The sequence below is a fragment of the Pseudomonas sp. TE3899 genome (assembly GCF_056279105.1).
The window spans coordinates 5,290,019-5,312,598 of the sequence record NZ_JBWBQR010000001.1 but is presented as its reverse complement, the minus strand read 5'-3'; the positions used below and the strand labels follow the sequence as shown (position 1 = coordinate 5,312,598).

The window sequence follows — 22,580 nt, the reverse complement described above, 5'->3', positions numbered from 1 at the left end:
CGGGGGCAAGCCCCCTCGCCACAAAAGCCCGCAGGAAGTCTTATTGAATGATCAGGTTGTTGAACAACAGATCCTCAACCACCGGCTTGCCCGTTTCATCATTCATCACTTGCTGGGTTTGCTTCAGGGCTTCCTGACGCAGCTTTTCCTTGCCTTCATTGCTGCCCATCGCCTCGGTGGTCTGCTGGCTGAACAACGCCACCAGTTGATTGCGAATCAACGGTTCGTTGGCCTTGACCGCTTTGGTCGCCTCTTCACCGGTCACCCGCAACGCCACGTCAGCCTTGAACACCTTCAACTTCGGCGTGCCGTCCAACCCATAATTGCCCACGAACGGCGGGCTCAGGGTGATGTAGTTGACCTTTGGGGCCTCACCTTCTTTGGCGGCTTCTTCAGCCACTGCTGCCAAAGGCAGAGACAGGGCCAGCAACAACATGATCCACGCTTTCACAATTCGCTCCTTATCCGGTTTGCGGCCTAGCATAACGACCCGCCGCGCAAGCACAAGCTTATGGCTGACTATCAGGGCCGGGCATGCTCGTTGACCCGTCGACTCACACACCTACACTTATCGGCCATCACTCCCAAAGGAATAGCCCTGATGAAAGCCGTGCTATGCAAAGCCTTCGGCCCCGCCGAATCGCTGGTGCTGGAAGACGTCGCCAGTCCTGTCGCCAAGAAGAACGAAATCCTGCTGGACGTGCACGCCGCCGGGGTCAACTTTCCGGACACGCTGATCATCGAGGGCAAATACCAGTTCAAACCGCCCTTCCCGTTTTCGCCGGGCGGTGAGGCGGCCGGCGTGGTCAGTGCAGTGGGTGAAAAGGTCAGCCATCTCAAGGTCGGCGACCGGGTCATGGCCCTGACCGGTTGGGGCAGCTTTGCCGAGCAGGTCGCGGTGCCGGGCTACAACGTGCTGCCGATCCCGCCGTCGATGGACTTCAACACCGCCGCCGCGTTCAGCATGACCTACGGCACCTCGATGCACGCCCTCAAGCAGCGGGCCAATCTGCAACCGGGTGAAACCTTGCTGGTGCTCGGCGCGTCCGGCGGTGTCGGCCTGGCCGCCGTGGAAATCGGCAAAGCCATGGGCGCCCGGGTGATTGCCGCCGCCAGCAGCGCCGAAAAACTCGCCGTGGCCAAGGCTGCCGGCGCCGATGAGCTGATCAACTACAGCGAAACCAGTCTCAAGGACGAAATCAAACGCCTGACCGACGGCCAGGGCGCCGACGTGATCTACGACCCGGTCGGCGGCGACCTGTTCGACCAGGCCGTGCGCGCCATCGCCTGGAACGGCCGCCTGCTGGTGGTCGGCTTTGCCAGCGGACGCATCCCCGAATTCCCGGTCAACCTCGCCTTGCTCAAAGGCGCGGCGGTGGTCGGCGTGTTCTGGGGCTCCTTCGCCCAGCGCCAACCCCAGGACAACGCGGCGAACTTCCAGCAGCTATTTGGCTGGTTTGCCGAGGGCAAGTTGAAGCCACTGGTGTCGCAGGTGTACCCGCTGAGCAATGCGGCGCAGGCGATTAATGATCTTGGCCAGCGCAAAGCGGTCGGGAAAGTGGTGGTACAGGTTCGCTGAGCCGAGTGAAGCGGTCTGGATGGCAGAGTCCGGATCGCTTCTTCTTTATTTGAAGGACATTTCCCAAAACCCCGCACGACTCTGGCTTGAAAAGCGCACAACGGCTCACCCAGTAACCTTTCCCACACCGCCCTACACTTACACCTGAGCGACATGTTCATAAAGGAACACGCGATCTCCAACTTTTCCGCTGTTTGACCAATGCGAACCGGTGCTATTTTCGGTAACGAAACTGTAACATTCGCATCCGCAGTCAAAACAAGAAATTTGGAGCTCTTGAATGTTTGCTTTCTTTCGACCTGCCGCACATCAGGCGCCCCTGCCTGAAGAAAAAATAGACGACACCTATAAACGCCTTCGCTGGCAGATCTTCGCCGGGATTTTTATTGGCTATGCGGGTTACTACCTGCTGCGCAAAAACTTCACGCTGGCCTTCCCGGACCTGATCGCCCAGGGCTACACAAAGGGTCAACTGGGTGTGGCGATGTCGGCGATTGCGATCGCCTACGGTCTGTCCAAATTTTTGATGGGCATTGTGTCCGACCGCTCCAACCCACGTTACTTCCTGCCCTTCGGCCTGATAGTGTCGGCCGGGGTCATGTTCGTTTTCGGTTTCGCGCCCTGGGCGACGTCGAGTGTGACGATGATGTTCACCCTGTTGTTCATCAACGGCTGGGCACAAGGCATGGGCTGGCCACCGAGCGGCCGGACCATGGTGCACTGGTGGTCGCAGAAAGAACGTGGCCAGGTGGTGTCGGTCTGGAACACCGCGCATAACGTCGGCGGCGGGTTGATTGGTCCACTGGCGATTCTCGGCATGGGCTGGTTCAACGACTGGCACAGCAAGTTCTACGTTCCGGCCGCCGTGGCGCTGCTGGTCGCGGTATTTGCCTTCATTGTGATGCGCGATACCCCGCAATCGACCGGCCTGCCGCCGATCGAGAAGTACAAGAACGATTACCCGGAAGGCTACGACGCCAGCCACGAAGAAGAATTCAGCGCCAAGGACATCTTCGTCAAATACGTGCTGCGCAACAAAATGCTCTGGCTTATCGCCCTGGCCAACGTCTTCGTCTACCTGCTGCGCTACGGCATCCTCGACTGGGCGCCGACCTACCTCAAAGAGGTCAAGCACTTCGACTTTGACAAAACGTCCTGGGCGTATTTCCTCTACGAGTGGGCGGGCATTCCGGGCACGCTGCTGTGCGGCTGGATGTCGGACAAGGTCTTCCGTGGCAACCGTGGCCTGACCGGCATGGTGTTCATGGGGTTGGTGACCGTGGCGACGATCGTGTATTGGCTGAACCCGCCGGGCAACCCGATGATCGACATGATCTCGCTGTTCGCGATCGGCTTCCTGATCTACGGTCCGGTGATGCTGGTGGGTTTGCAAGCGCTGGAACTGGTGCCGAAGAAGGCCGCCGGCACCGCCGCGGGCTTTACCGGCCTGTTCGGTTACCTGGGCGGGTCAGTCGCGGCCAGTGCGCTGATGGGCTACACCGTGGACTATTTCGGCTGGGATGGCGGCTTCATCCTGCTGGTCGCTGCTTGTTTGCTGGCGATGGCTTTCCTGGCTCCCACGCTGGGGCACAAACAAAGCGCCAGTCAGACCCGCGAAGAAGCAATCGCCTGATCCGACTTTGATTGACAACGCTTGAGCCGCGCCTCCAGATTCCGGTCTGGCATGGCGTGGCTACGCAGGGCGTTGGCGGTCTGCTCGACGTAATCGCGAGTGGTGCCGTACCGCCCGCAAGCGCTTTCGAACACCTGGCTCAGCACGTGATCCGGCAAGTTGCCGGCATAGCTGGGCAGGTGCCGTTCCAAAACAAATCCCAACGCCTGAACCTGGCTTCCGTCTTCAAGACGGCAGTTGAGCCAATGTGGGCGATAGGACGGGAATGGCATTTCGCGCTGCCACAAGGCGTAGAGCGAGGCTTCGAGTTGTTCTTCGGGAAGGCGATAGGCAAAACCGCTGCAAGAGCCGCCGCGATCCAGGCCAAATACCAGGCCCGGCACTTCCGGCGTACCGCGATGTTCGTGGGACCACAGGTACAAACCGCGATGGTAGCCATGAACCCGACCGCGCACTCGCTCCACCGCCGGGCATTCAGGGCGCCAGATCAGTGAGCCGTACGCGAACAGCCAGACCGGCCCACCCTTGTGGCGCGCCATGGTTGCCTGCATCGAGCTGAGCAATTGTTCGTGCGTAAGCTGCGGCCCCAGATCGAGCCGCGGAGGGTAAGGCAAATTCAGAAAAGCAGATTCAATGGCGCTCATGGCGAATAGCGTTCAGCTCCCCGCGGATAAAGAATTACTTAATAGAACGCACCGCTGTAACAATAAGGCACATATGTTTTAAGGCAATTTAAGTGCCATGGCACAGTTCTTAAATAATTGCCCATATGACATATAACCTACCGGTATTTATATAAATCTATAAATACCGATCGGCTATATAGGGAGTTATAACGATTTAAGACCGAGGGGCATAAGCGAATACGTCGGCGCGCATCTGATGCGCATCCATCCCCGCTTCAACCAACGCATCCAGCGTGCCGTAGACCATCGCCGGAGAACCGCTGGCGTAAACATGCAGCGCCTTCAGATCCGGGAAATCCTCGCACACCGCCTCATGCAACATGCCGCAGCGCCCTTCCCAGCCGCATTGATCGCTGACGACTTTATGCAGGAACAGATTGGGCAGTTTCAGCCATTCGTCCCAGTGTTCTATTTCATAAAAGTCTTCAGGACGCCGCACGCCCCAATACAGATGCACCGGGTGCTTGAACCCGGTGGCGCGGCAATGTTCGATCAGGCTGTGAATCTGGCCCATGCCGGTACCCGCGGCGATCAGCACCAGCGGCCCGTCCGGCAACTCGGCCAGGTGGGTGTCGCCGAATGGCATCTCGATGCGCACCATGGCATTGCGTTGCAGCTGATCGATCAGGCTCAGCGCACTGCTTTCGCGCGCCAGCACATGGATTTCCAGGTCGCGCCCGGCATGGGGTGCCGAGGCCAGGGAGAACGCGGATTTCTCGCCGTTCTCGCGCTCGATCATCAGGTACTGACCGGCGTGATAGCGCGGCGGCTTGCCGGCCGGCGCCCGCAGGTGCACCCGAAAGGTATCCCCGCCGACGTCCCTGCATTCAATGACCTGACACGACAAGCTGCGCACCGGCAGTTCTCCCAGCGCGAGCACGCCATCCCACAGCACGATGCAGTCTTCCAGCGGCTCAGCTATGCAAGTGTAGAACTCGCCGTGGTCCCGCACATGGCCGGCCTGTTCAACCCGGCCTTCCACCAGCAACGCCGCGCAGACGTGGCAATTGCCGTTGCGACAGCTTTGCGGGCATTCATAGCCCAAGCGCCGCGCGCCATCGAGAATCCGCTCGCCGGGCAATATCTCAAGCACTGCTCCGGAGGGCTGCAAGGTTACACGCATCAATCTATTCCTAACTGATTCCAGATGGCATCGATCCGTTTTGTCACGGCTTCATCCTTGACGATCACCCGGCCCCACTCGCGAGTGGTTTCGCCGGGCCATTTATGCGTGGCATCGAGCCCCATCTTCGACCCCAGGCCGGACACCGGCGAGGCGAAGTCGAGGTAGTCGATCGGCGTGTTGTCGATCATCACCGTGTCGCGCTTGGGGTCCATGCGCGTGGTAATGGCCCAGATCACGTCGTTCCAGTCCCGCGCGTTGATATCGTCATCAGTGACGATAACGAACTTGGTGTACATGAACTGTCGCAAAAACGACCAGACACCGAGCATTACCCGCTTGGCATGGCCCGGATACGACTTCTTCATGGTCACGATGGCCATGCGGTACGAGCAGCCTTCGGGCGGCAGGTAGAAGTCGGTGATTTCCGGGAACTGCTTCTGCAGGATCGGCACGAACACTTCGTTCAGCGCCACACCGAGAATCGCCGGTTCATCCGGTGGACGGCCGGTGTAGGTGCTGTGGTAGATCGGTTTGATCCGGTGGGTAATGCGTTCGACGGTGAACACCGGGAAGCTGTCGACTTCGTTGTAGTAACCGGTGTGGTCGCCGTACGGGCCTTCGTCGGCCATTTCGCCCGGATGGATCACGCCTTCCAGGATGATTTCGGCGGTGGCCGGCACTTGCAGGTCGTTGCCACGGCACTTCACCAGTTCGGTGCGGTTACCCCGCAGCAGACCGGCGAAGGCGTATTCGGAGAGGCTGTCCGGCACCGGCGTTACGGCGCCGAGGATGGTCGCCGGGTCAGCGCCCAACGCCACGGACACCGGGAACGGCTGGCCGGGGTGCTTCTCGCACCACTCGCGGTAATCCAGCGCGCCGCCACGGTGGCTCAGCCAACGCATGATGACCTTGTTGCGGCCGATCACTTGCTGACGGTAGATGCCGAGGTTCTGCCGGTCCTTGTTCGGGCCCTTGGTGACAGTCAGGCCCCAGGTGATCAGCGGGCCGACATCGCCAGGCCAGCAAGTCTGCACCGGCAGCATCGCCAGGTCGACGTCGTCGCCTTCGATGACCACTTCCTGGCACACCGCGTCTTTGACCACTTTCGGCGCCATGGCGATGATCTTGCGGAAGATCGGCAGCTTGGACCACGCATCCTTCAAGCCCTTCGGCGGCTCGGGTTCCTTGAGGAACGCCAGCAACTTGCCGATCTCGCGCAGCTCGCTGACGGCCTCGGCGCCCATGCCCATGGCCACCCGCTCGGGGGTGCCGAACAGGTTGCCGAGGACCGGGATGTCGTAGCCGGTAGGGTTCTCGAACAGCAGCGCCGGGCCTTTGGCCCTCAGCGTGCGATCACAGACTTCAGTCATCTCCAGCACTGGAGAGACAGGGATCTGGATGCGTTTCAACTCTCCGCGCTGCTCAAGCTGCTGCACGAAATCCCGAAGGTCCTTGAATTTCATTGATGATGGCACCCGTAAAATAGGCGTACATCCTACCTGCTCTGCCGGCCGCTGGCAGCTTATCGCTGCTTACTTGGCCGCATTCACGTTGCCATTGCCGAGTGTGGCCTGGGCCTGCAAGCGCTTGAACAGCGGCTCAAGCACCGGCGCCACGAACCGTGCGCCGATCTCCGACAGGTGATTGTCATCGGTATACAGCGAATGGCCGTCGCGCTCGACCCGGCAAAGTCCCGCGTCATCACACAGCAATGGCGCCGGGTCCACCACGCTCACCCCCGAATTGGCAGCGGCTATTTGCGCGAACAACTGGCTGATGAAGGCCTGGCGCTTGAAGTGCTCGGTCACCGCCAGGCCCACGTCATCCGTCGGCCGATGCAACATGGCCAGGCGCGTCAGGCGATATGGCGGGCTGAACTGCTGCAACGGCGCCTCCTTGATCAGCCAGACGCGATGCCCGCCCTCACGCAGTTGCCGGACGGTCGCCTGCAAGCCGTCAGCCAGGCGTTGCTCGGCGGTGGCGCGGTCATAACGGCCATGGGTATCGCGCAGCACGTGCCCGAGATCGCCTTTCACATCGCCATAGAGATACAGGCTCCAACGCGCGACCAGCACCACGTCGCCCACTGCTTGCGGCTTCAACGCCCCTTCGACCCGACGATTGAAACGGGCACATCGCTGATCGTGTTCAAGCCCTTCAACCGGAATGCAGCCGGGAGAACTGGCGAGAATCACGCTGACACCATGCTTTTGCGCGCCATCATCGAACACCGGAATCAGCGCCGTGGCGTGACTGTCGCCCCAGACCAAGGCCTTTGTAGAGCTCGGTGCAAGCTTCCCGTAATGACAAAAGAGTTTGTCGTCAGGGGTCTTGTCATCGGCCAGGCAGCGCATCAGTTCGGGCCGCCACTCCTTGCCTTTGGCGTATTGCAAAGCTTGATCAGACAGGCGCGAAGGCAAGCCATCGGTCCAGCGCAGCGCTTGACCGGCCAGACCGAGGACCACCACGCCACAACCGGCCGCGATCAGGATCTGCCGGCGTCCGGCCAACAAGCGGCGCTCGCGGAACGGTGTCTCGACAAACCGCCACGACAGGTAACCGAGCAGCAGCGTGAGCAGAATCAAACCGGCGGTATCCACCAGCCCCGGCTCCTCGACACTGGCATAGCTGGCGAAGACAAAGACCGGCCAATGCCACAGGTACCAGGAATAGGAAATCAGGCCGAGGCCGACCAGCACACGACTGGCCAGCAGTCCACCGACCAGCGTTTGCCGATGGCCATTGGCCCAGATCAACGTGACCACGCCGAGGGTCGGCAACAACGCCGCCGCGCCGGGGAATGGCGTGCTTTTATCGTAGGCAAACACCGCCAGCAGGATCAGACCGAAGCCAAACAGGCTGACGACTTGAGCGCCGGTCGCCGTCAGGCGCCAGTGGCCGCGTGGCGCGACCGCCAGCATCGCGCCAGCCAATAGCTCCCAGGCACGCATCGGCAACAGAAAAAAGGCTTTCTCAGGGTGGTGCGCCACGGCCCAGACGCTGAGCCCGAACGACACCAGCAACACACCGAACAACGCCAGCCGCCAATGCTTGAGGCGGCTCGACAACAAGGTCAGCAGCAGCGGGAAGACAATGTAGAACTGCTCTTCAACCGCCAGCGACCACGTGTGCAGCAATGGCTTGAGGTCGGACGCCACATCGAAGTAACCGTCCTGGCGCATGAACAGGATGTTGGAGACGAACATCACCTGGTAGCGCACCGAGCGCCCCAGCTCTTCATAGTCCTTGGGTGCCATCAGGAACCAGCCCACCGCCAGCACCGCAGCAATCATCACAAACAGCGCCGGCAGGATCCGCCGGGCACGTCGCGCCCAGAAATCGACAAAGCTGAAACGCCCGGCCTGGCGCTGGTTCCAGATGATCGAAGTAATCAGGTAACCGGATATCACAAAGAACACGTCGACACCGACAAAGCCGCCGGTAAAGCCAGGAACGCCAAAATGGAACAACACGACCGCGATCACGGCGATTGCCCGCAAGCCGTCAATATCCCTTCGATAAGCAAGAGTGCTCATAAACAGAAAATGCCAGTCAGATTGAAGTTCTGGGTTCGTCGACCCATTTCGTTTCAGTACTGACCAACCCTAGTCGTAATCCTTCCTTTTTTTTTTGCAAAAAAAATGGCGCCCCGAAGGACGCCATTTTTAGCGGTTAAAAAACCGTCTTACTTACGCTTCATCGACAAGAAGAACTCGTCGTTGGTCTTGGTCGTTTTCAGCTTGTCGACCAGGAACTCGATGGCAGCGATTTCGTCCATCGGGTGCAGCAGCTTGCGCAGGATCCACATGCGCTGCAACTCGTCGTCGGCGGTCAGCAACTCTTCGCGGCGCGTGCCGGAACGGTTGATGTTGATGGCCGGGAACACGCGTTTTTCAGCGATGCGGCGATCCAGAGGCAGTTCCATGTTGCCGGTGCCTTTGAATTCCTCGTAGATCACTTCGTCCATTTTCGAGCCGGTTTCAACCAGCGCGGTGGCGATGATGGTCAGCGAGCCGCCCTCTTCGATGTTCCGTGCAGCGCCGAAGAAACGTTTCGGTTTCTCCAGGGCGTGGGCATCGACACCACCGGTGAGCACTTTGCCGGAGCTCGGGATCACGGTGTTGTAGGCGCGAGCCAGACGGGTGATGGAGTCGAGCAGGATCACCACGTCTTTCTTGTGTTCGACCAGGCGCTTGGCCTTCTCGATCACCATTTCGGCAACCTGCACGTGGCGGGTTGGCGGCTCATCGAACGTCGAGGCAACCACTTCGCCGCGCACGGTGCGCTGCATTTCGGTGACTTCTTCCGGACGCTCATCGATCAGCAGCACGATCAGGTGAACTTCAGGATTGTTACGTGCGATGTTCGCTGCGATGTTCTGCAGCATGATCGTTTTACCGGCTTTGGGCGGTGCAACGATCAGACCGCGCTGGCCTTTGCCGATCGGGGCGCACAGGTCGATGACACGACCGGTCAAGTCTTCGGTGGAACCGTTGCCGGCTTCCATCTTCATGCGCACGGTCGGGAACAGCGGGGTCAGGTTCTCGAAGAGAATCTTGTTTTTCGCGTTCTCGGGACGATCGTAGTTGATCGTGTCGACCTTGAGCAGTGCGAAATAACGCTCGCCTTCCTTGGGAGGGCGGATCTTGCCAACGATGGTGTCACCGGTGCGCAAGTTGAAGCGACGGATCTGGCTCGGCGAGACGTAGATATCGTCTGGGCCGGCGAGATAGGAAGCGTCAGCAGAGCGGAGGAAGCCGAAGCCGTCCTGGAGAATCTCCAGCACGCCATCACCGGAGATTTCCTCGCCGCTTTTCGCGTGCTTTTTGAGCAGGGAGAAAATCACGTCCTGCTTGCGCGAACGGGCCATATTTTCTATGCCCATCTGTTCGGCCAATTCGAGCAGTTCGGTAATCGGCTTTTGCTTGAGTTCAGTCAGATTCATATAGGAATGACGTAATCATTTATGGAGGGGGGAAATTAAGCTTTTGGCTTAATGAGGCCGCGCCGCAGAGAAGGCGACAGGATCGCGTACTTATTCGAAAAGGAGTGCGTCGGCGACGGCTAGCAGGGGGCAGTGGAGAAACCAGTGCGGGGCCGAATGTACCACCTGAGTTTCGGAGCGTCTAGCCCTGAATACGCAAAAAGCCCCGCAATATGCGGGGCTTTTCTTACAACGTCGCCGACTTAGATGTTGGCGTCGAGGAATGCAGCCAGTTGCGACTTGGACAGCGCGCCAACCTTGGTCGCTTCCACGTTGCCGTTCTTGAACAGCATCAGGGTCGGGATACCGCGCACGCCGTGCTTGGCCGGGGTTTCCTGGTTTTCATCGATGTTCAGTTTGGCAATGGTCAGCTTGCCTTTGTACGTTTCAGCAATCTCGTCCAGGACAGGAGCGATCATTTTGCAAGGGCCGCACCATTCAGCCCAGTAGTCGACCAGTACAGCGCCTTCGGCCTTGAGTACGTCGGCCTCGAAGCTAGCGTCGCTAACGTGTTTGATAAGATCGCTGCTCATGGAAGTCTCCAGGTTGTAAGCAAAAAAACGTGGCCCATCATAGCCGTCCTTCCCTCGTTCAGGAAGGTGCAGATGATTGAGTCTCGCTATGGTGGCGCATGAGTTTGGGTATAGCTCAAGTCAGGAGGTGGCGGGGGCGACGAAGGCAATTCCGGTGCGCAGTGCGGCATTGCGTACATGTTCCTGCATCGCCTTCTGTGCCGCCCCGGACGCCCGGCGCGCCAGTGCGCGGAGGATCTTGCGGTGCTCCTGCCAGGTTTCCATGGCCCGCTCGGCCCGGATGAACGGTAGCTTCTGGCTCTCCAGAAAGATGTCGGCGCTGGCGGTGAGGATGCTCAGCATCGCCTGATTACCACTGGCCAGCAGGATGCGCCGGTGAAAGTCGAAGTCCAAACGAGCGGCGGCATCGAAGTCGCCGGCCTTCAGTTCGGTACGCATGGCGGCGACGTTGTCTTCCAGGGCATCGAGATCAAACGTGCTCAACGTCACCGCCGCCAGCCCCGCCGCAAAACCTTCCAGGGCATAGCGCAACTGAAAAATATCCAGCGGCGAAGCCTGGGCCGCGAACGGCCAACTGGCCGCCGCATCACCTCGCGGCAACTCCACCGGCGCCTGCACGAACACACCCTTGCCCGGTTGAATGCTGATCACCCCCAGCGCACTCAGGGACGACAACGCCTCACGCAACGACGCCCGGCTAACCCCCAATTGCACCGCCAGGTCCCGTTGCGAGGGCAAGGCATCCCCCGCCCCGAAGCCTTGTTCGGTGATCAGTTTGCGGATGGCTTGCAGCGCCACTTCAGGTACGGCGCGAGAGATCGAGTTCATGGTTTTTCGGACGAACCAGGCCAATGAGCGGCTAGTTGTAAAGCTATTCGCCGCGCCCGGCAAGTCGTGCCCCACCGGGGTTCGGCGAGCAACGGCGATGCGCTATCGGGGTGCGAAACCGGACCTGACTGTTCAGACCAGTAAGACCGATCAACCCCAGCAAACCCGTGGCCTGCCGCCCCAGAAGCCCGATGTTGGCATGCCCCGTGCTCTGTCGAACCGCAGAAATCACTTCCCGCCGATTCGGAGATTTGCCATGACCCAGCGTTACAGCGCCCTCCTCGCCGCCCTGTTTGCCAGCCTGATGCTGAGCCAGGCACCCGCCCACGCCGACGGTCTGGAGGATGTGGTCAAGCGCGGCACCCTCAAGGTCGCCGTGCCCCAGGACTTCCCGCCGTTCGGCTCGGTCGGCCCGGACATGAAACCCCGGGGCCTGGACATCGACACCGCCAAACTGCTGGCCGACCAGCTCAAGGTCAAACTCGAACTGACCCCGGTCAACAGCACCAACCGCATTCCGTTCCTGACCACCGGCAAGGTCGACCTGGTGATTTCCAGCCTCGGCAAGAACCCTGAGCGGGAGAAAGTCATCGACTTCTCCAGCGCCTACGCACCGTTCTACCTCGCCGTGTTCGGCCCGCCAGACGCGGCGATCAAAACCCTGGACGACCTCAAGGGCAAGACCATCAGCGTCACCCGTGGCGCCATCGAAGACATCGAGCTGACCAAAGTCGCCCCCGAAGGCGTGACCATCAAGCGCTTCGAAGACAACAACTCGACCATCGCCGCCTACCTCGCCGGCCAGGTCGACCTGATCGCCAGCGGCAACGTGGTGATGGTGGCGATCAGCGAGAAAAACCCGAAACGCGTGCCGGCGCTGAAAGTGAAGCTCAAGGACTCGCCGGTCTACGTCGGCGTGAACAAGAACGAAGCGGCGTTGCTGGACAAGGTCAACCAGATCATCGCCACCGCCAAGACCGACGGCTCGCTGGAAAAGAACGCCATGACCTGGCTCAAAGAGCCGCTGCCGGCCGATCTCTGATCGCCGCGCAGGAGACTAAACATGGCTTACCAGTTCGATTTTCTACCGGTGGTGCAAAACACCGACCTGTTGCTGCGCGGTGCGCTTTTCACCCTTGAACTGACGGCCATCGGCGCCGTGTTCGGCGTGGGCCTGGGCATTGTCGGGGCGCTGGTGCGGGCATGGAACATCCGCCCGTTCTCGGCAATCTTCGGGGTCTACGTCGAGTTGATCCGCAACACGCCGTTCCTGGTGCAGTTGTTTTTCATCTTCTTCGGCCTGCCTTCGCTCGGCGTGCAGATTTCCGAATGGCAGGCGGCGGTGCTGGCGATGGTGATCAACCTCGGGGCTTATTCGACCGAGATCATCCGCGCCGGCATCCAGGCGATCCCTCGCGGCCAACTGGAGGCCGCCGCCGCGTTGGCGATGAGCCGCTTCGAAGCCTTTCGCCACGTGGTGTTGCTGCCGGCGCTGGGCAAGGTGTGGCCGGCGCTGAGCAGCCAGATCATCATCGTCATGCTCGGCTCGGCGGTGTGTTCGCAGATCGCCACCGAAGAGTTGAGCTTCGCCGCCAACTTCATTCAGTCGCGCAACTTCCGCGCCTTTGAAACCTACGCCCTGACCACGCTGATCTACCTGTGCATGGCGCTGATGATTCGCCAGCTATTGAACTGGATTGGCCGGCGCTACATTTCACGGAGCAGCCAATGAGCGATTTCACCTTCTGGGACGTCGTGCGCAACCTGCTCACGGGCCTGCAATGGACCCTGGCGTTGTCGCTGGTGGCGTTTATCGGCGGTGGCGTGATTGGTTTGCTGGTCATGGTCATGCGCATCTCGAAAAAGACCTTTCCCCGCAGCTTCGCCCGCACCTACATCGAACTGTTCCAGGGCACGCCGCTGCTGATGCAGCTGTTCCTGGTGTTCTTCGGCGTGGCGTTGGCCGGGGTGGAGATTTCGCCGTGGATGGCGGCGGCGGTGGCATTGACGCTGTTCACCAGCGCCTATCTCGCGGAGATCTGGCGCGGTTGCGTCGATTCGATCCCCAATGGCCAGTGGGAAGCCTCATCGAGCCTGGCGCTGAACCCGCTGGAGCAATTGCGCTACGTGATCCTGCCGCAAGCCCTGCGCATCGCCGTGGCGCCGACCGTGGGTTTCTCGGTGCAAGTGGTCAAAGGCACCGCCGTCACCTCGATCATCGGCTTCACCGAACTGACCAAGACCGGCGGCATGTTGGCCAACGCCACGTTTGAACCGTTCATGGTCTACGGCCTGGTCGCCCTTGGTTACTTTTTGCTCTGCTACCCCTTGTCCCTCAGTGCGCGCTACCTGGAAAGGAGACTGCATGCCTCTGCTTAGAATTTCGGCCCTGCATAAATATTACGGCGACCACCATGTGCTCAAAGGCATCGACCTGAGTGTCGAGGAAGGCCAGGTGGTGGCGATCATCGGTCGCAGTGGCTCGGGCAAATCCACCTTGCTCCGTACCTTGAATGGTTTGGAGTCGATCAACGACGGCGTGATCGAAGTCGACGGCGAATACCTCGACGCCGCCCGCGCCGACCTGCGCAGCTTGCGGCAGAAGGTCGGGATGGTGTTCCAGCAGTTCAACCTGTTTCCGCACCTGACCGTGGGCGAGAACGTGATGCTCGCGCCGCAGGTGGTGCAGAAAGTGCCCAAGGCGAAAGCTAAAGAGCTGGCAAAAGCGATGCTGGAACGGGTCGGCCTGGGGGAAAAATTTGATGCGTTCCCGGATCGACTGTCCGGCGGCCAGCAACAGCGCGTGGCGATTGCCCGGGCCCTGGCGATGTCGCCCAAGGTGTTGCTGTGCGACGAGATCACCTCGGCGCTGGACCCGGAACTGGTTAACGAAGTGCTGAGCGTGGTCCGGCAACTGGCCAAGGAAGGCATGACGTTGATCATGGTCACCCACGAGATGCGTTTTGCCCGGGAGGTGGGGGATAAGTTGGTGTTCATGCATCAGGGCAAGGTGCATGAGGTGGGGGATCCGAAGCTGTTGTTCGCCAATCCGCAAACGGCGGAGCTGGCGAATTTTATCGGCACGGTGGAAGCCGCCGGTTAACGATCGTTCCCACGCTCCCGCGTGGGAATGCAGCCCGGGACGCTCCGCGTCCCACTGGAACGCAGAGCGTCCCTTGAGGCATTCCCACGCGGAGCGTGGGAACGATCGGACTCGGGTGCTCTGGATCAAGGCTTTGCGCCGTACGCGTTGGCGTCAGCGTTTGATCGTGGCACGATGTCGGGGTTATCGACCGAGACCCCCCTGACCATGCCGCAATCCCAAGCCAAGAATCTGTCCCTGATCGCCGCAATCGACCTGGGCTCCAACAGCTTTCACATGGTCGTGGCCAAGGCCCAGAACGGCGAAATCCGTATTCTTGAGCGCCTCGGCGAAAAGGTCCAACTGGCCGCCGGCATCGACGACGAGCGCCAGCTCAACGAAGAATCCATGCAGCGCGGGCTTGATTGCCTCAAGCGTTTTGCCCAACTGATCAACGGTATGCCCCCCGGCGCCGTGCGCATCGTCGGCACCAACGCCCTGCGTGAAGCCCGCAACCGTGGCGAATTCATCCGCCGCGCCGAAGAAATCCTCGGCCACCCGGTGGAAGTCATCTCCGGCCGTGAAGAAGCGCGCCTGATCTACCTCGGCGTCTCCCACACCCTCGCCGACACCCCGGGCAAGCGCCTGGTGGCCGACATCGGCGGTGGCAGTACCGAATTCATCATCGGCCAGCGCTTCGAGCCGCTGCTGCGCGAAAGCCTGCAAATGGGTTGCGTCAGCTACACCCAGCGTTACTTCAAAGATGGCAAGGTCACCCCGGCCCGCTACGCCCAGGCGTACACCGCGGCACGGTTGGAGATCATGAGCATCGAGCACGCCCTGCACCGCCTGACCTGGGATGAAGCCATCGGCTCCTCGGGCACCATCCGCGCCATCGGCCTGGCGCTGAAGGCTGGCGGGCACGGTACCGGCGAAGTGAATGCCCAGGGCCTGGCCTGGCTCAAGCGCAAATTGATGAAGCTGGGTGATGTCGAGAAAATCGACTTCGAGGGCATCAAGCCCGACCGCCGCGCAATCTTCCCGGCCGGCCTGGCGATTCTCGAAGCGATCTTCGACGCCCTCGAACTGCAACGCATGGACCACTGTGAAGGCGCCCTGCGTGAAGGCGTGCTCTACGACCTGCTGGGCCGTCATCATCACGAAGACGTCCGTGAGCGCACCCTCAGCTCGTTGATGGAGCGTTATCACGTCGATCTGGAACAAGCGGCGCGGGTTGAACGCAAGGCCCTGCATGCCTTCGATCAAGTGGCCGAGGACTGGGACCTGGACGACGGCGTCTGGCGCGAACTGCTGGGCTGGGCCGCCAAGGTCCATGAAGTCGGCCTGGACATCGCCCACTATCACTACCACAAGCACGGCGCTTACCTGATCGAGCACTCGGACCTGGCCGGCTTCTCTCGCGAAGACCAGCAAATGCTCGCGCTGCTGGTACGCGGTCACCGCCGCAATATCCCCAAGGACAAATTTGCCGAGTTCGGCAGCGATGGCAGCAAGCTGATTCGCCTGTGCGTGCTGCTGCGCTTTGCGATTCTGTTCCATCACATCCGCGGCACCCAGGAAATGCCTCAGGTCATCCTGCGCGCCAACGGCGACAGCCTCGATGTGTTGTTCCCGGAAAACTGGCTGGACGAAAACCAGCTGACCCAGGCCGACTTCGCCCTGGAAGCGGAATGGCTGACGCGGGTTGGCTTTACCCTGAACGTGCGCTGAAACGTGCACTGAAATTGAAAAAGGCCTTCTTCGGAAGGCCTTTTTTATGCCTGCCATTCGGCAGGCGACTCCCTCCCTGTGGGAGCGGGCCTTTGTGGCGAGGGGGCTTGCCCCCGTTTGGCTGCGTAGCAGTCGTAGAACATTACACGCGATGTACCTGATACACCGCGATTGCGGATTTTAGGGCCGCTTCGCGACCCAACGGGGGCAAGCCCCCTCGCCACAAAGGCCCGCTCCGACAGGGTTTTGCGCGTTAGCGAACCGCCAGAATCGGACTCCCCAACCGCTCCAGCAATGTCGCCTGGGCACTGCGCGGGTTCTGGTTGCCGGTCGGGGTGTTGCGAATGTAGCGCCCGTCCGCCTGCAAGCTCCAGCTATGCGTGTTATCGGTCAGATAAAGCTCCAGCTCTTTCTTGACCCGCATGATCAGCTTCTTGCCTTCCACCGGGAAGCACGTCTCGACGCGCTTATCGAGGTTGCGCTCCATCCAGTCGGCGCTGGAGAGGAACATCTGCTCTTCGCCGCCGTTGAGGAAGTAGAACACCCGGGTGTGTTCCAGGAAGCGACCGATGATCGAGCGCACGTGGATGTTGTGCGAAACCCCGGCAATGCCCGGACGCAGGCAACACATGCCACGCACCACCAGATCGATGCGCACACCAGACTGACTGGCCTTGTACAGCGCGCGGATGATCTTCGGATCGGTCAGCGAGTTGAACTTGGCAATGATGTGCGCCGGTTTGCCGTCGAGGGCGAACTGGGTTTCCCGGGCAATCATGTCGAGCATGCCCTTCTTCAGCGTGAACGGCGCGTGCAGCAACTTCTTCATGCGCAGGGTCTTGCCCATGCCGATCAACTGGCTGAACAGTTTGCCGACGTCTTCGCACAAGGCGTCGTCGGAGGTCAGCAAGCTGTAGTCGGTGTACAGACGGGCGTTGGCCGCGTGGTAGTTGCCGGTGCCCAAGTGCGCGTAACGCACGATTTCGCCGGCCTCGCGACGCAGGATCAGCATCATCTTGGCGTGGGTCTTGAAGCCGACCACGCCGTAGATCACCACCGCACCGGCCGCTTGCAGACGGCTGGCCAGTTGCAGGTTGGACTCTTCGTCGAACCGCGCGCGCAATTCGATCACCGCGGTGACTTCCTTGCCGTTACGCGCCGCGTCGACCAGTGCATCGACGATTTCCGAGTTGGCGCCGGAGCGGTACAGGGTCTGACGGACCGCCAATACATGCGGGTCCTTGGCCGCCTGGCGCAGCAGATCGACCACTGGAGTGAAGGACTCGAACGGGTGCAGCAGCAGGATGTCCTGCTTGCTGATCACGCTGAAGATGTTCTCGCTGTTTTGCAGCAGTTTCGGGATCTGCGGGGTGAACGGCGTGTATTGCAGCGCTCGCTGGCTGTCCAGACCGGTGATGCTGAACAGGCGGGTCAGGTTGACCGGACCGTTAACCTGATACAGCTCGGTCTCGTGCAGGTTGAACTGCTTGAGCAAGTAGTCGGACAGGTGTTTCGGACAGGTGTCGGCCACTTCCAGACGCACCGCGTCACCGTAGCGACGGGAGAACAACTCGCCGCGCAGGGCGCGGGCCAGGTCTTCCACGTCTTCGGTGTCGACGGCGAGGTCGGCGTTTCGGGTCAGACGGAACTGGTAGCAGCCCTTGACCTTCATGCCCTGGAACAGGTCATCGGCGTGCGCATGGATCATCGACGACAGGAACACGTAGTTGTCGCCTGCGCCGCCCACCTCTTCCGGCAACTTGATGACGCGCGGCAGCAGACGTGGTGCCGGGATGATCGCCAGACCGGAGTCGCGACCGAAGGCATCGATGCCTTCCAGCTCGACGATGAAGTTCAGGCTCTTGTTCACCAGCAACGGGAACGGGTGCGTCGGGTCCAGGCCGATCGGGGTGATGATCGGCGCGATCTCGTCGCGGAAATAACGACGGACCCAGGTTTTGATCTTGGTCGTCCAGTGACGACGACGGATGAAGCGGACCTGATGTTTCTCCAGTTCCGGCAACAGAATGTCGTTGAGGATCGCGTACTGGCGGTCGACGTGACCGTGCACCAGTTCGCTGATCCGGGCCAGGGCCTGATGCGGTTGCAGACCATCGGCGCCGGCCTGTTCACGGGCGAAGGTGATCTGCTTCTTCAGACCGGCCACGCGAATCTCGAAGAACTCGTCCAGGTTGCTGGAGAAGATCAGCAGGAATTTCAGCCGCTCCAGCAACGGGTAGGACTCATCCAGCGCCTGTTCCAGCACGCGGATGTTGAACTGCAGTTGCGAGAGCTCGCGATGGATGTACAGGCTGCTGTCATCCAGGCCGGGAATGGCAATCGCCGGCGCCGCAACGGCGGGTTCGGTCACCACCGCGGCGGGAGCTGGCTCTACGTCCGGCGGGGTTTCGTCGATTTGCTCCACCACGGGCTGAGCCTCTTTTACGGCAACTTCAGTGAGTCCTTCGGTATTCATGGAATGTTCCTGGGAGGGCTTATTTTTGCTCTCGTAACAATTGGGCAGCGCGCACGGCAAAGTAAGTGAGGATGCCATCTGCGCCTGCACGTTTAAAAGCGGTCAGGGATTCGAGAATAACCCCTTCGCTCAACCAGCCATTCTGGATCGCCGCCATGTGCATGGCGTATTCGCCGCTGACTTGGTAAACAAACGTCGGCACTTTGAATTCTTCTTTGACCCGGTAAAGGATGTCCAGATACGGCATGCCTGGCTTGACCATGACCATATCCGCGCCTTCTGACAAGTCCGCCGCCACTTCGTGCAGGGCTTCGTTGCCGTTGGCCGGGTCCATCTGATAGGAGGCCTTGTTGGCCTTGCCCAGGTTCAGCGCCGAACCGACTGCATCGCGGAACGGGCCGTAATAGGCGCTGGCGTACTTCGCCGAGTAGGCCATGATCCGCACATTGACGTGATCGGCCAGCTCAAGGGCTTCGCGGATCGCCTGGATACGCCCGTCCATCATGTCCGACGGGGCCACCACCTGGGCGCCGGCTGCGGCGTGGGACAGCGCCTGTTTGACCAGCGCATCGACGGTGATGTCGTTCTGCACGTAGCCTTCTTCGTCGAGGATACCGTCCTGGCCGTGGGTGGTGAACGGGTCCAGGGCGACGTCGGTGATCACACCCAGTTCCGGGAAGCGATCACGCAGGGCGCGGGTGGCGCGCTGGGCGATGCCGTCCGGGTTCCAGGCTTCGGCGGCGTCCAGCGACTTGAGTTCTGGTGGCGTGACCGGGAACAACGCCACTGCCGGAATCCCCAGCTCGACCCACTTCACCGCTTCTTCCAGCAACAGATCGATGGTCAGGCGTTCCACGCCCGGCATCGACGCCACCGCTTCGCGACGGTTTTCACCGTCCAGCACGAACACCGGCAGGATCAGGTCATCGACGGTCAGGACGTTTTCACGGACCAGTCGACGCGAGAATTCATCACGACGGTTGCGACGCAGGCGGGTAGCAGGAAACAAACGGTTGGCGGGGGTAAAGCTCACGGCAGACTCCTGAGCCCGCGCTGGCAGGCGAGCGTGACAGTTATAAGCGGCCATTATGACGAACAGATGACAGTTGTGCTTATCCCCGTGACACGTAGTCGCATTCCATTGTCGTTGTAGGAATTGTTCACGTCGAGACACATTTGGACACTTTCATGAATGTGCACGAAGGGTTAGGCTGCGCGTTCATTTCGCCAGCACCCAGACAATGCTCCAACAATTTCTGCATGACTTCGGCTACTTTGCCCTTTTTCTCGGCACGTTCTTCGAAGGCGAAACCATCCTGGTGCTCGCGGGCTTCCTCGCGTTTCGCGGATACATGGACATCAATTTGGTCGTCGTCGTGGCGTTCTTCGGCAGTTATGCCGGTGATCAGCTGTGGTACTTCCTGGGACGCAAGCACGGTCGCAAATTGCTGGCACGCAAACCGCGCTGGCAATTGATGGGGCGACCGCGCGCTGGAGCACATCCGCAAGCACCCGGACATCTGGGTCCTGAGCTTCCGCTTTGTCTACGGCCTGCGCACGGTGATGCCAGTGGCGATCGGCCTGTCGGGTTATCCGCCGGGACGTTACCTGCTGCTGAACGGGATTGGTGCCGCGGTCTGGGCCTCCGCGCTCGCAGCGGCGGCCTATCACTTCGGTGCGGTGCTCGAAGGCATGCTGGGCAGCGTCAAGAAGTACGAGCTATGGGTGCTCGGCGCGCTGCTCGTGCTGGGCCTGGGCCTGTGGCTGCGCCGGCGCTTCAAGAATGCGCGCCTGGCGAAGAAGATCTACGCCGACGAGCAAGCCTTGAAAGCCGAACAAGCCCGGATCAGCGAGCCTAAGACGCCAATCGAGTGAAGCGGTTTCTACACCAGTAGAGCCCGATGGCGCTGAGCAGGCTGTAACTGAACAGGCCGGCCCAGCCCACCGCGCTGGCCGGCCACAGCCCGACCAGCGGCGCCAGCCACACCAGCGGCAGGTTCGACGCCAGCCGCAGCAGCTCCAGCTTCCACGCCCACGGGCGATTCTCCAGGGCCACGCCCAAGGTAAACAGACCCAGCGCGATCGCGCTCCAGCCGAGCAGCAACGCGGCGGCCGGCAGGCTCTGTTCCAGGTTCATCAAATAGCTGCCCAACGCGATGTAGACGCCGAACTGCAACGCCACATACCGCTGCTGGCGCCCGTCCAGCGGCACTTCGAATTTGCGGAACTGGCTCAGGTCCGGCTTGTGCATCGGGCACTGGGCCGCCACGTCCGCCGGGCGCCAACCGGTACGCATGAACCAGATCCGCAACTTGTCCCACTTGCTCTGCGCCCGCTTCGCGTCACCCCACAACTGCGCATAAAACTGCAGGTTGGCCCACAGCGGATTCCAGCTCGCCAACGGCGTGGTCACGCCAAAAATCACCGGTTCGTTGGCGTCCTCTTCCTGGAACGAGCCAAATAGACGGTCCCAAATAATGAACACCCCGCCGTAGTTGCGATCCATGTAGAGAGCGTTCTGTGCATGGTGGGCCCGATGATTGGATGGCGTGACGAAGCACCACTCGAACCAGCCAAGCTTGGGAATGTGTTTGGTGTGCACCCAGAATTGATACAGCAGGTTCAGCGCCGCGACGCTGACAAACACCAGCAACGGCACGCCGAGCACGGCCATGGGCAGGTAGAAGATCCAGCTCAGCAGAAAACCGGTGCTGGTCTGGCGCAACGCGGTGGAGAGGTTGTAGTCCTCGCTCTGGTGATGCACCGAATGCGCGGCCCACAGGATGTTGCGCTCGTGGCCCATGCGGTGCAGCCAGTAATAGCAAAAGTCATACAGGACGAACGCGAATACCCAGACCCAGACGCTGTCGCCCGAGAGTTTGAACAGCGCCACGTGTTCCAGGGCGAACGCATAGGTCAGCAGCCCTACTCCCTTGGTCAGCAGGCCGGTGGTGGTGGACAACACACCGGTGCTGATGCTGTTGATCGCGTCGGCCAGTCGATAATTGCGCACCCCGCGCCAACGGTCGGCCAGCAGTTCGACGGCGATCAGCACGAAGAAAAACGGCACCGCATACAGAATGAAATTCATGACGCGACCTGAAGGCAATTGTGATGACTGATCCTAGGCCTCGCCGCGAATTAACCCTATGGCAACCCGCGACAAATTAGTGGACATTTAGCGCCATGAACCTGGAGAAAAGCCCATGAGCAAAAAAATTGCAGTGATCCTTTCCGGCTGTGGCGTGTACGACGGCGCCGAAATCCACGAAAGCGTGATCACCCTGCTGCGCCTGGACCAGCGTGGTGCCCAGGTGCAGTGCTTCGCGCCGAACATTGCGCAGTTGCATGTAATCAACCACCTGACCGGCGAAGAAATGCCCGAGTCGCGCAATGTGCTGGTGGAATCGGCGCGCATCACCCGGGGCAATATCAAGGACATCCGCGAAGCCAACGTCGAAGACTTCGATGCGTTGATCGTGCCGGGCGGTTTCGGCGCGGCGAAGAACCTCTCCAATTTTGCCGTCGAAGGCGCTGGCTGCACGGTACAACCGCAAGTCCTGGCACTGGCCGAAGCCTTTGCCGAAGCCGCTAAACCGGTGGGGTTGATCTGCATCTCGCCGGCGCTGGCGGCGAAGATTTACGGCCCGGGCGTAACCTGCACCATTGGTAATGATGCCGAAACGGCGGCAGCCATGAACAAAATGGGCGCGACCCACGCCGATTGCGCCGTGGGCGATATTGTCGAAGACAAGGCGCGCAAGTTGGTGAGTACACCGGCGTACATGTTGGCGCAGACGATCAGCGAGGCGGCGTCGGGGATCAATAAGCTGGTCGACCGTGTGCTCGAACTGACCCACGAAAACGACGCCTGACACCTGATCGTTCCCACGCTCTGCGTGGGAATGCCTCAACGGACGCT

19 protein-coding genes and 1 pseudogene are annotated in these 22,580 nt (G+C 60.6%); 9 read left to right on the top strand and 11 right to left on the bottom strand.

Features of this window, described 5'->3' with window-relative positions:
• Positions 1 to 40: 40 nt before the first annotated feature.
• Positions 41 to 451, bottom strand: a complete 411-nt coding sequence (locus tag ACZ89E_RS24095) for a flagellar basal body-associated protein FliL (RefSeq protein WP_476256597.1) — start codon at positions 449 to 451, stop codon at positions 41 to 43.
• A gap of 150 nt (positions 452 to 601) precedes the next feature.
• On the opposite strand from ACZ89E_RS24095, the gene ACZ89E_RS24090 reads away from it, so the two are divergent.
• Both ACZ89E_RS24090 and glpT read left to right on the top strand, forming a co-directional pair.
• On the top strand, positions 602 to 1,579 hold the full coding sequence (locus ACZ89E_RS24090; RefSeq protein WP_054044635.1) for an NADPH:quinone oxidoreductase family protein: 978 nt from the start codon (positions 602 to 604) through the stop codon (positions 1,577 to 1,579).
• A gap of 280 nt (positions 1,580 to 1,859) precedes the next feature.
• Positions 1,860 to 3,212, top strand: coding sequence for a glycerol-3-phosphate transporter (glpT, locus tag ACZ89E_RS24085; RefSeq protein ID WP_149660224.1), 1,353 nt, complete (start codon positions 1,860 to 1,862; stop codon positions 3,210 to 3,212).
• On the opposite strand, the gene ACZ89E_RS24080 is transcribed toward glpT, so the two are convergent.
• From ACZ89E_RS24080 to ACZ89E_RS24050, 7 genes are all read right to left on the bottom strand, one after another.
• Positions 3,185 to 3,856 carry a gamma-glutamylcyclotransferase gene (locus ACZ89E_RS24080; protein WP_149660223.1) on the bottom strand — a complete coding sequence of 224 codons (672 nt, stop codon included), beginning with the start codon at positions 3,854 to 3,856 and terminating at the stop codon, positions 3,185 to 3,187. The two genes, glpT and ACZ89E_RS24080, sit on opposite strands and share 28 nt — an antisense overlap.
• A 196-nt stretch (positions 3,857 to 4,052) precedes the next feature.
• Entirely contained in the window at positions 4,053 to 5,021 is a 969-nt protein-coding gene (locus tag ACZ89E_RS24075) for a CDP-6-deoxy-delta-3,4-glucoseen reductase (protein ID WP_149660222.1), read from the bottom strand.
• A complete protein-coding gene (gene ubiD, locus ACZ89E_RS24070) occupies positions 5,021 to 6,487 on the bottom strand; it encodes a 4-hydroxy-3-polyprenylbenzoate decarboxylase (protein ID WP_149660221.1) in 1,467 nt (488 codons plus the stop codon). Before ubiD ends, ACZ89E_RS24075 begins: the two co-directional genes overlap by 1 nt.
• 69 nt (positions 6,488 to 6,556) lie before the next feature.
• Positions 6,557 to 8,560, bottom strand: coding sequence for an acyltransferase family protein (locus tag ACZ89E_RS24065; protein WP_476256596.1), 2,004 nt, complete (start codon positions 8,558 to 8,560; stop codon positions 6,557 to 6,559).
• 149 nt (positions 8,561 to 8,709) lie between these two features.
• A complete protein-coding gene (rho, locus tag ACZ89E_RS24060; RefSeq protein ID WP_007942421.1) occupies positions 8,710 to 9,969 on the bottom strand; it encodes a transcription termination factor Rho in 1,260 nt (419 codons plus the stop codon).
• 242 nt (positions 9,970 to 10,211) lie between these two features.
• The gene (gene trxA / locus ACZ89E_RS24055; RefSeq protein WP_003177349.1) at positions 10,212 to 10,541 is read right to left on the bottom strand and encodes a thioredoxin TrxA; all 330 of its coding nucleotides are present in this window, start codon (positions 10,539 to 10,541) and stop codon (positions 10,212 to 10,214) included.
• 120 nt (positions 10,542 to 10,661) lie between these two features.
• On the bottom strand, positions 10,662 to 11,369 hold the full coding sequence (locus ACZ89E_RS24050) for a FadR/GntR family transcriptional regulator (RefSeq protein WP_149660219.1): 708 nt from the start codon (positions 11,367 to 11,369) through the stop codon (positions 10,662 to 10,664).
• Positions 11,370 to 11,625: 256 nt separating this feature from the next.
• On the opposite strand from ACZ89E_RS24050, the gene ACZ89E_RS24045 reads away from it, so the two are divergent.
• The 5 genes from ACZ89E_RS24045 to ppx all read left to right on the top strand — a co-directional run bounded on the left by ACZ89E_RS24045 (position 11,626) and on the right by ppx (position 16,182).
• On the top strand, positions 11,626 to 12,411 hold the full coding sequence (locus ACZ89E_RS24045) for a transporter substrate-binding domain-containing protein (protein ID WP_149660217.1): 786 nt from the start codon (positions 11,626 to 11,628) through the stop codon (positions 12,409 to 12,411).
• A gap of 21 nt (positions 12,412 to 12,432) precedes the next feature.
• Complete coding sequence (locus ACZ89E_RS24040; RefSeq protein WP_054044658.1) at positions 12,433 to 13,101, top strand: amino acid ABC transporter permease; 669 nt, start codon at positions 12,433 to 12,435, stop codon at positions 13,099 to 13,101.
• Positions 13,098 to 13,748, top strand: a complete 651-nt coding sequence (locus ACZ89E_RS24035) for an amino acid ABC transporter permease (protein ID WP_123403923.1) — start codon at positions 13,098 to 13,100, stop codon at positions 13,746 to 13,748. The genes ACZ89E_RS24040 and ACZ89E_RS24035 overlap by 4 nt, the downstream gene beginning before the upstream one ends.
• On the top strand, positions 13,735 to 14,472 hold the full coding sequence (locus ACZ89E_RS24030) for an amino acid ABC transporter ATP-binding protein (protein WP_463258804.1): 738 nt from the start codon (positions 13,735 to 13,737) through the stop codon (positions 14,470 to 14,472). The genes ACZ89E_RS24035 and ACZ89E_RS24030 overlap by 14 nt, the downstream gene beginning before the upstream one ends.
• 207 nt (positions 14,473 to 14,679) lie before the next feature.
• Positions 14,680 to 16,182, top strand: a complete 1,503-nt coding sequence (gene ppx, locus ACZ89E_RS24025; protein ID WP_149660215.1) for an exopolyphosphatase — start codon at positions 14,680 to 14,682, stop codon at positions 16,180 to 16,182.
• 253 nt (positions 16,183 to 16,435) lie between these two features.
• Here ppx and ppk1 read toward each other — a convergent pair whose 3' ends face one another.
• Together ppk1 and hemB are read right to left on the bottom strand one after the other, a co-directional pair.
• The gene (ppk1, locus tag ACZ89E_RS24020; RefSeq protein WP_149660214.1) at positions 16,436 to 18,658 is read right to left on the bottom strand and encodes a polyphosphate kinase 1; all 2,223 of its coding nucleotides are present in this window, start codon (positions 18,656 to 18,658) and stop codon (positions 16,436 to 16,438) included.
• Positions 18,659 to 18,677: 19 nt separating this feature from the next.
• A complete protein-coding gene (gene hemB, locus ACZ89E_RS24015) occupies positions 18,678 to 19,691 on the bottom strand; it encodes a porphobilinogen synthase (protein WP_476256595.1) in 1,014 nt (337 codons plus the stop codon).
• Between the two features lie 208 nt (positions 19,692 to 19,899).
• Between hemB and ACZ89E_RS24010 the strand changes: the two are divergent.
• Positions 19,900 to 20,533: pseudogene (locus ACZ89E_RS24010) on the top strand (DedA family protein).
• On the opposite strand, the gene ACZ89E_RS24005 reads toward ACZ89E_RS24010, so the two are convergent.
• A complete protein-coding gene (locus tag ACZ89E_RS24005; protein ID WP_476256594.1) occupies positions 20,514 to 21,749 on the bottom strand; it encodes a sterol desaturase family protein in 1,236 nt (411 codons plus the stop codon). The pseudogene ACZ89E_RS24010 and the gene ACZ89E_RS24005 overlap by 20 nt on opposite strands.
• A gap of 115 nt (positions 21,750 to 21,864) precedes the next feature.
• Here ACZ89E_RS24005 and elbB point away from each other — a divergent pair, with 115 nt between their 5' ends.
• Positions 21,865 to 22,533, top strand: a complete 669-nt coding sequence (gene elbB / locus ACZ89E_RS24000; RefSeq protein ID WP_149660210.1) for an isoprenoid biosynthesis glyoxalase ElbB — start codon at positions 21,865 to 21,867, stop codon at positions 22,531 to 22,533.
• Positions 22,534 to 22,580: the final 47 nt, after the last annotated feature.

Coding starts and splice junctions, on each gene's coding strand:
- ACZ89E_RS24090 (WP_054044635.1), top strand. CDS start 602: ATGAAAGCCGTGCTATGCAAAGCCTTCGGCCCCGCCGAATCGCTGGTG.
- glpT (WP_149660224.1), top strand. CDS start 1,860: ATGTTTGCTTTCTTTCGACCTGCCGCACATCAGGCGCCCCTGCCTGAA.
- ACZ89E_RS24080 (WP_149660223.1), bottom strand. CDS start 3,856: ATGAGCGCCATTGAATCTGCTTTTCTGAATTTGCCTTACCCTCCGCGG.
- ACZ89E_RS24075 (WP_149660222.1), bottom strand. CDS start 5,021: ATGCGTGTAACCTTGCAGCCCTCCGGAGCAGTGCTTGAGATATTGCCC.
- ubiD (WP_149660221.1), bottom strand. CDS start 6,487: ATGAAATTCAAGGACCTTCGGGATTTCGTGCAGCAGCTTGAGCAGCGC.
- ACZ89E_RS24065 (WP_476256596.1), bottom strand. CDS start 8,560: ATGAGCACTCTTGCTTATCGAAGGGATATTGACGGCTTGCGGGCAATC.
- rho (WP_007942421.1), bottom strand. CDS start 9,969: ATGAATCTGACTGAACTCAAGCAAAAGCCGATTACCGAACTGCTCGAA.
- trxA (WP_003177349.1), bottom strand. CDS start 10,541: ATGAGCAGCGATCTTATCAAACACGTTAGCGACGCTAGCTTCGAGGCC.
- ACZ89E_RS24050 (WP_149660219.1), bottom strand. CDS start 11,369: ATGAACTCGATCTCTCGCGCCGTACCTGAAGTGGCGCTGCAAGCCATC.
- ACZ89E_RS24045 (WP_149660217.1), top strand. CDS start 11,626: ATGACCCAGCGTTACAGCGCCCTCCTCGCCGCCCTGTTTGCCAGCCTG.
- ACZ89E_RS24040 (WP_054044658.1), top strand. CDS start 12,433: ATGGCTTACCAGTTCGATTTTCTACCGGTGGTGCAAAACACCGACCTG.
- ACZ89E_RS24035 (WP_123403923.1), top strand. CDS start 13,098: ATGAGCGATTTCACCTTCTGGGACGTCGTGCGCAACCTGCTCACGGGC.
- ACZ89E_RS24030 (WP_463258804.1), top strand. CDS start 13,735: ATGCCTCTGCTTAGAATTTCGGCCCTGCATAAATATTACGGCGACCAC.
- ppx (WP_149660215.1), top strand. CDS start 14,680: ATGCCGCAATCCCAAGCCAAGAATCTGTCCCTGATCGCCGCAATCGAC.
- ppk1 (WP_149660214.1), bottom strand. CDS start 18,658: ATGAATACCGAAGGACTCACTGAAGTTGCCGTAAAAGAGGCTCAGCCC.
- ACZ89E_RS24005 (WP_476256594.1), bottom strand. CDS start 21,749: ATGAATTTCATTCTGTATGCGGTGCCGTTTTTCTTCGTGCTGATCGCC.
- elbB (WP_149660210.1), top strand. CDS start 21,865: ATGAGCAAAAAAATTGCAGTGATCCTTTCCGGCTGTGGCGTGTACGAC.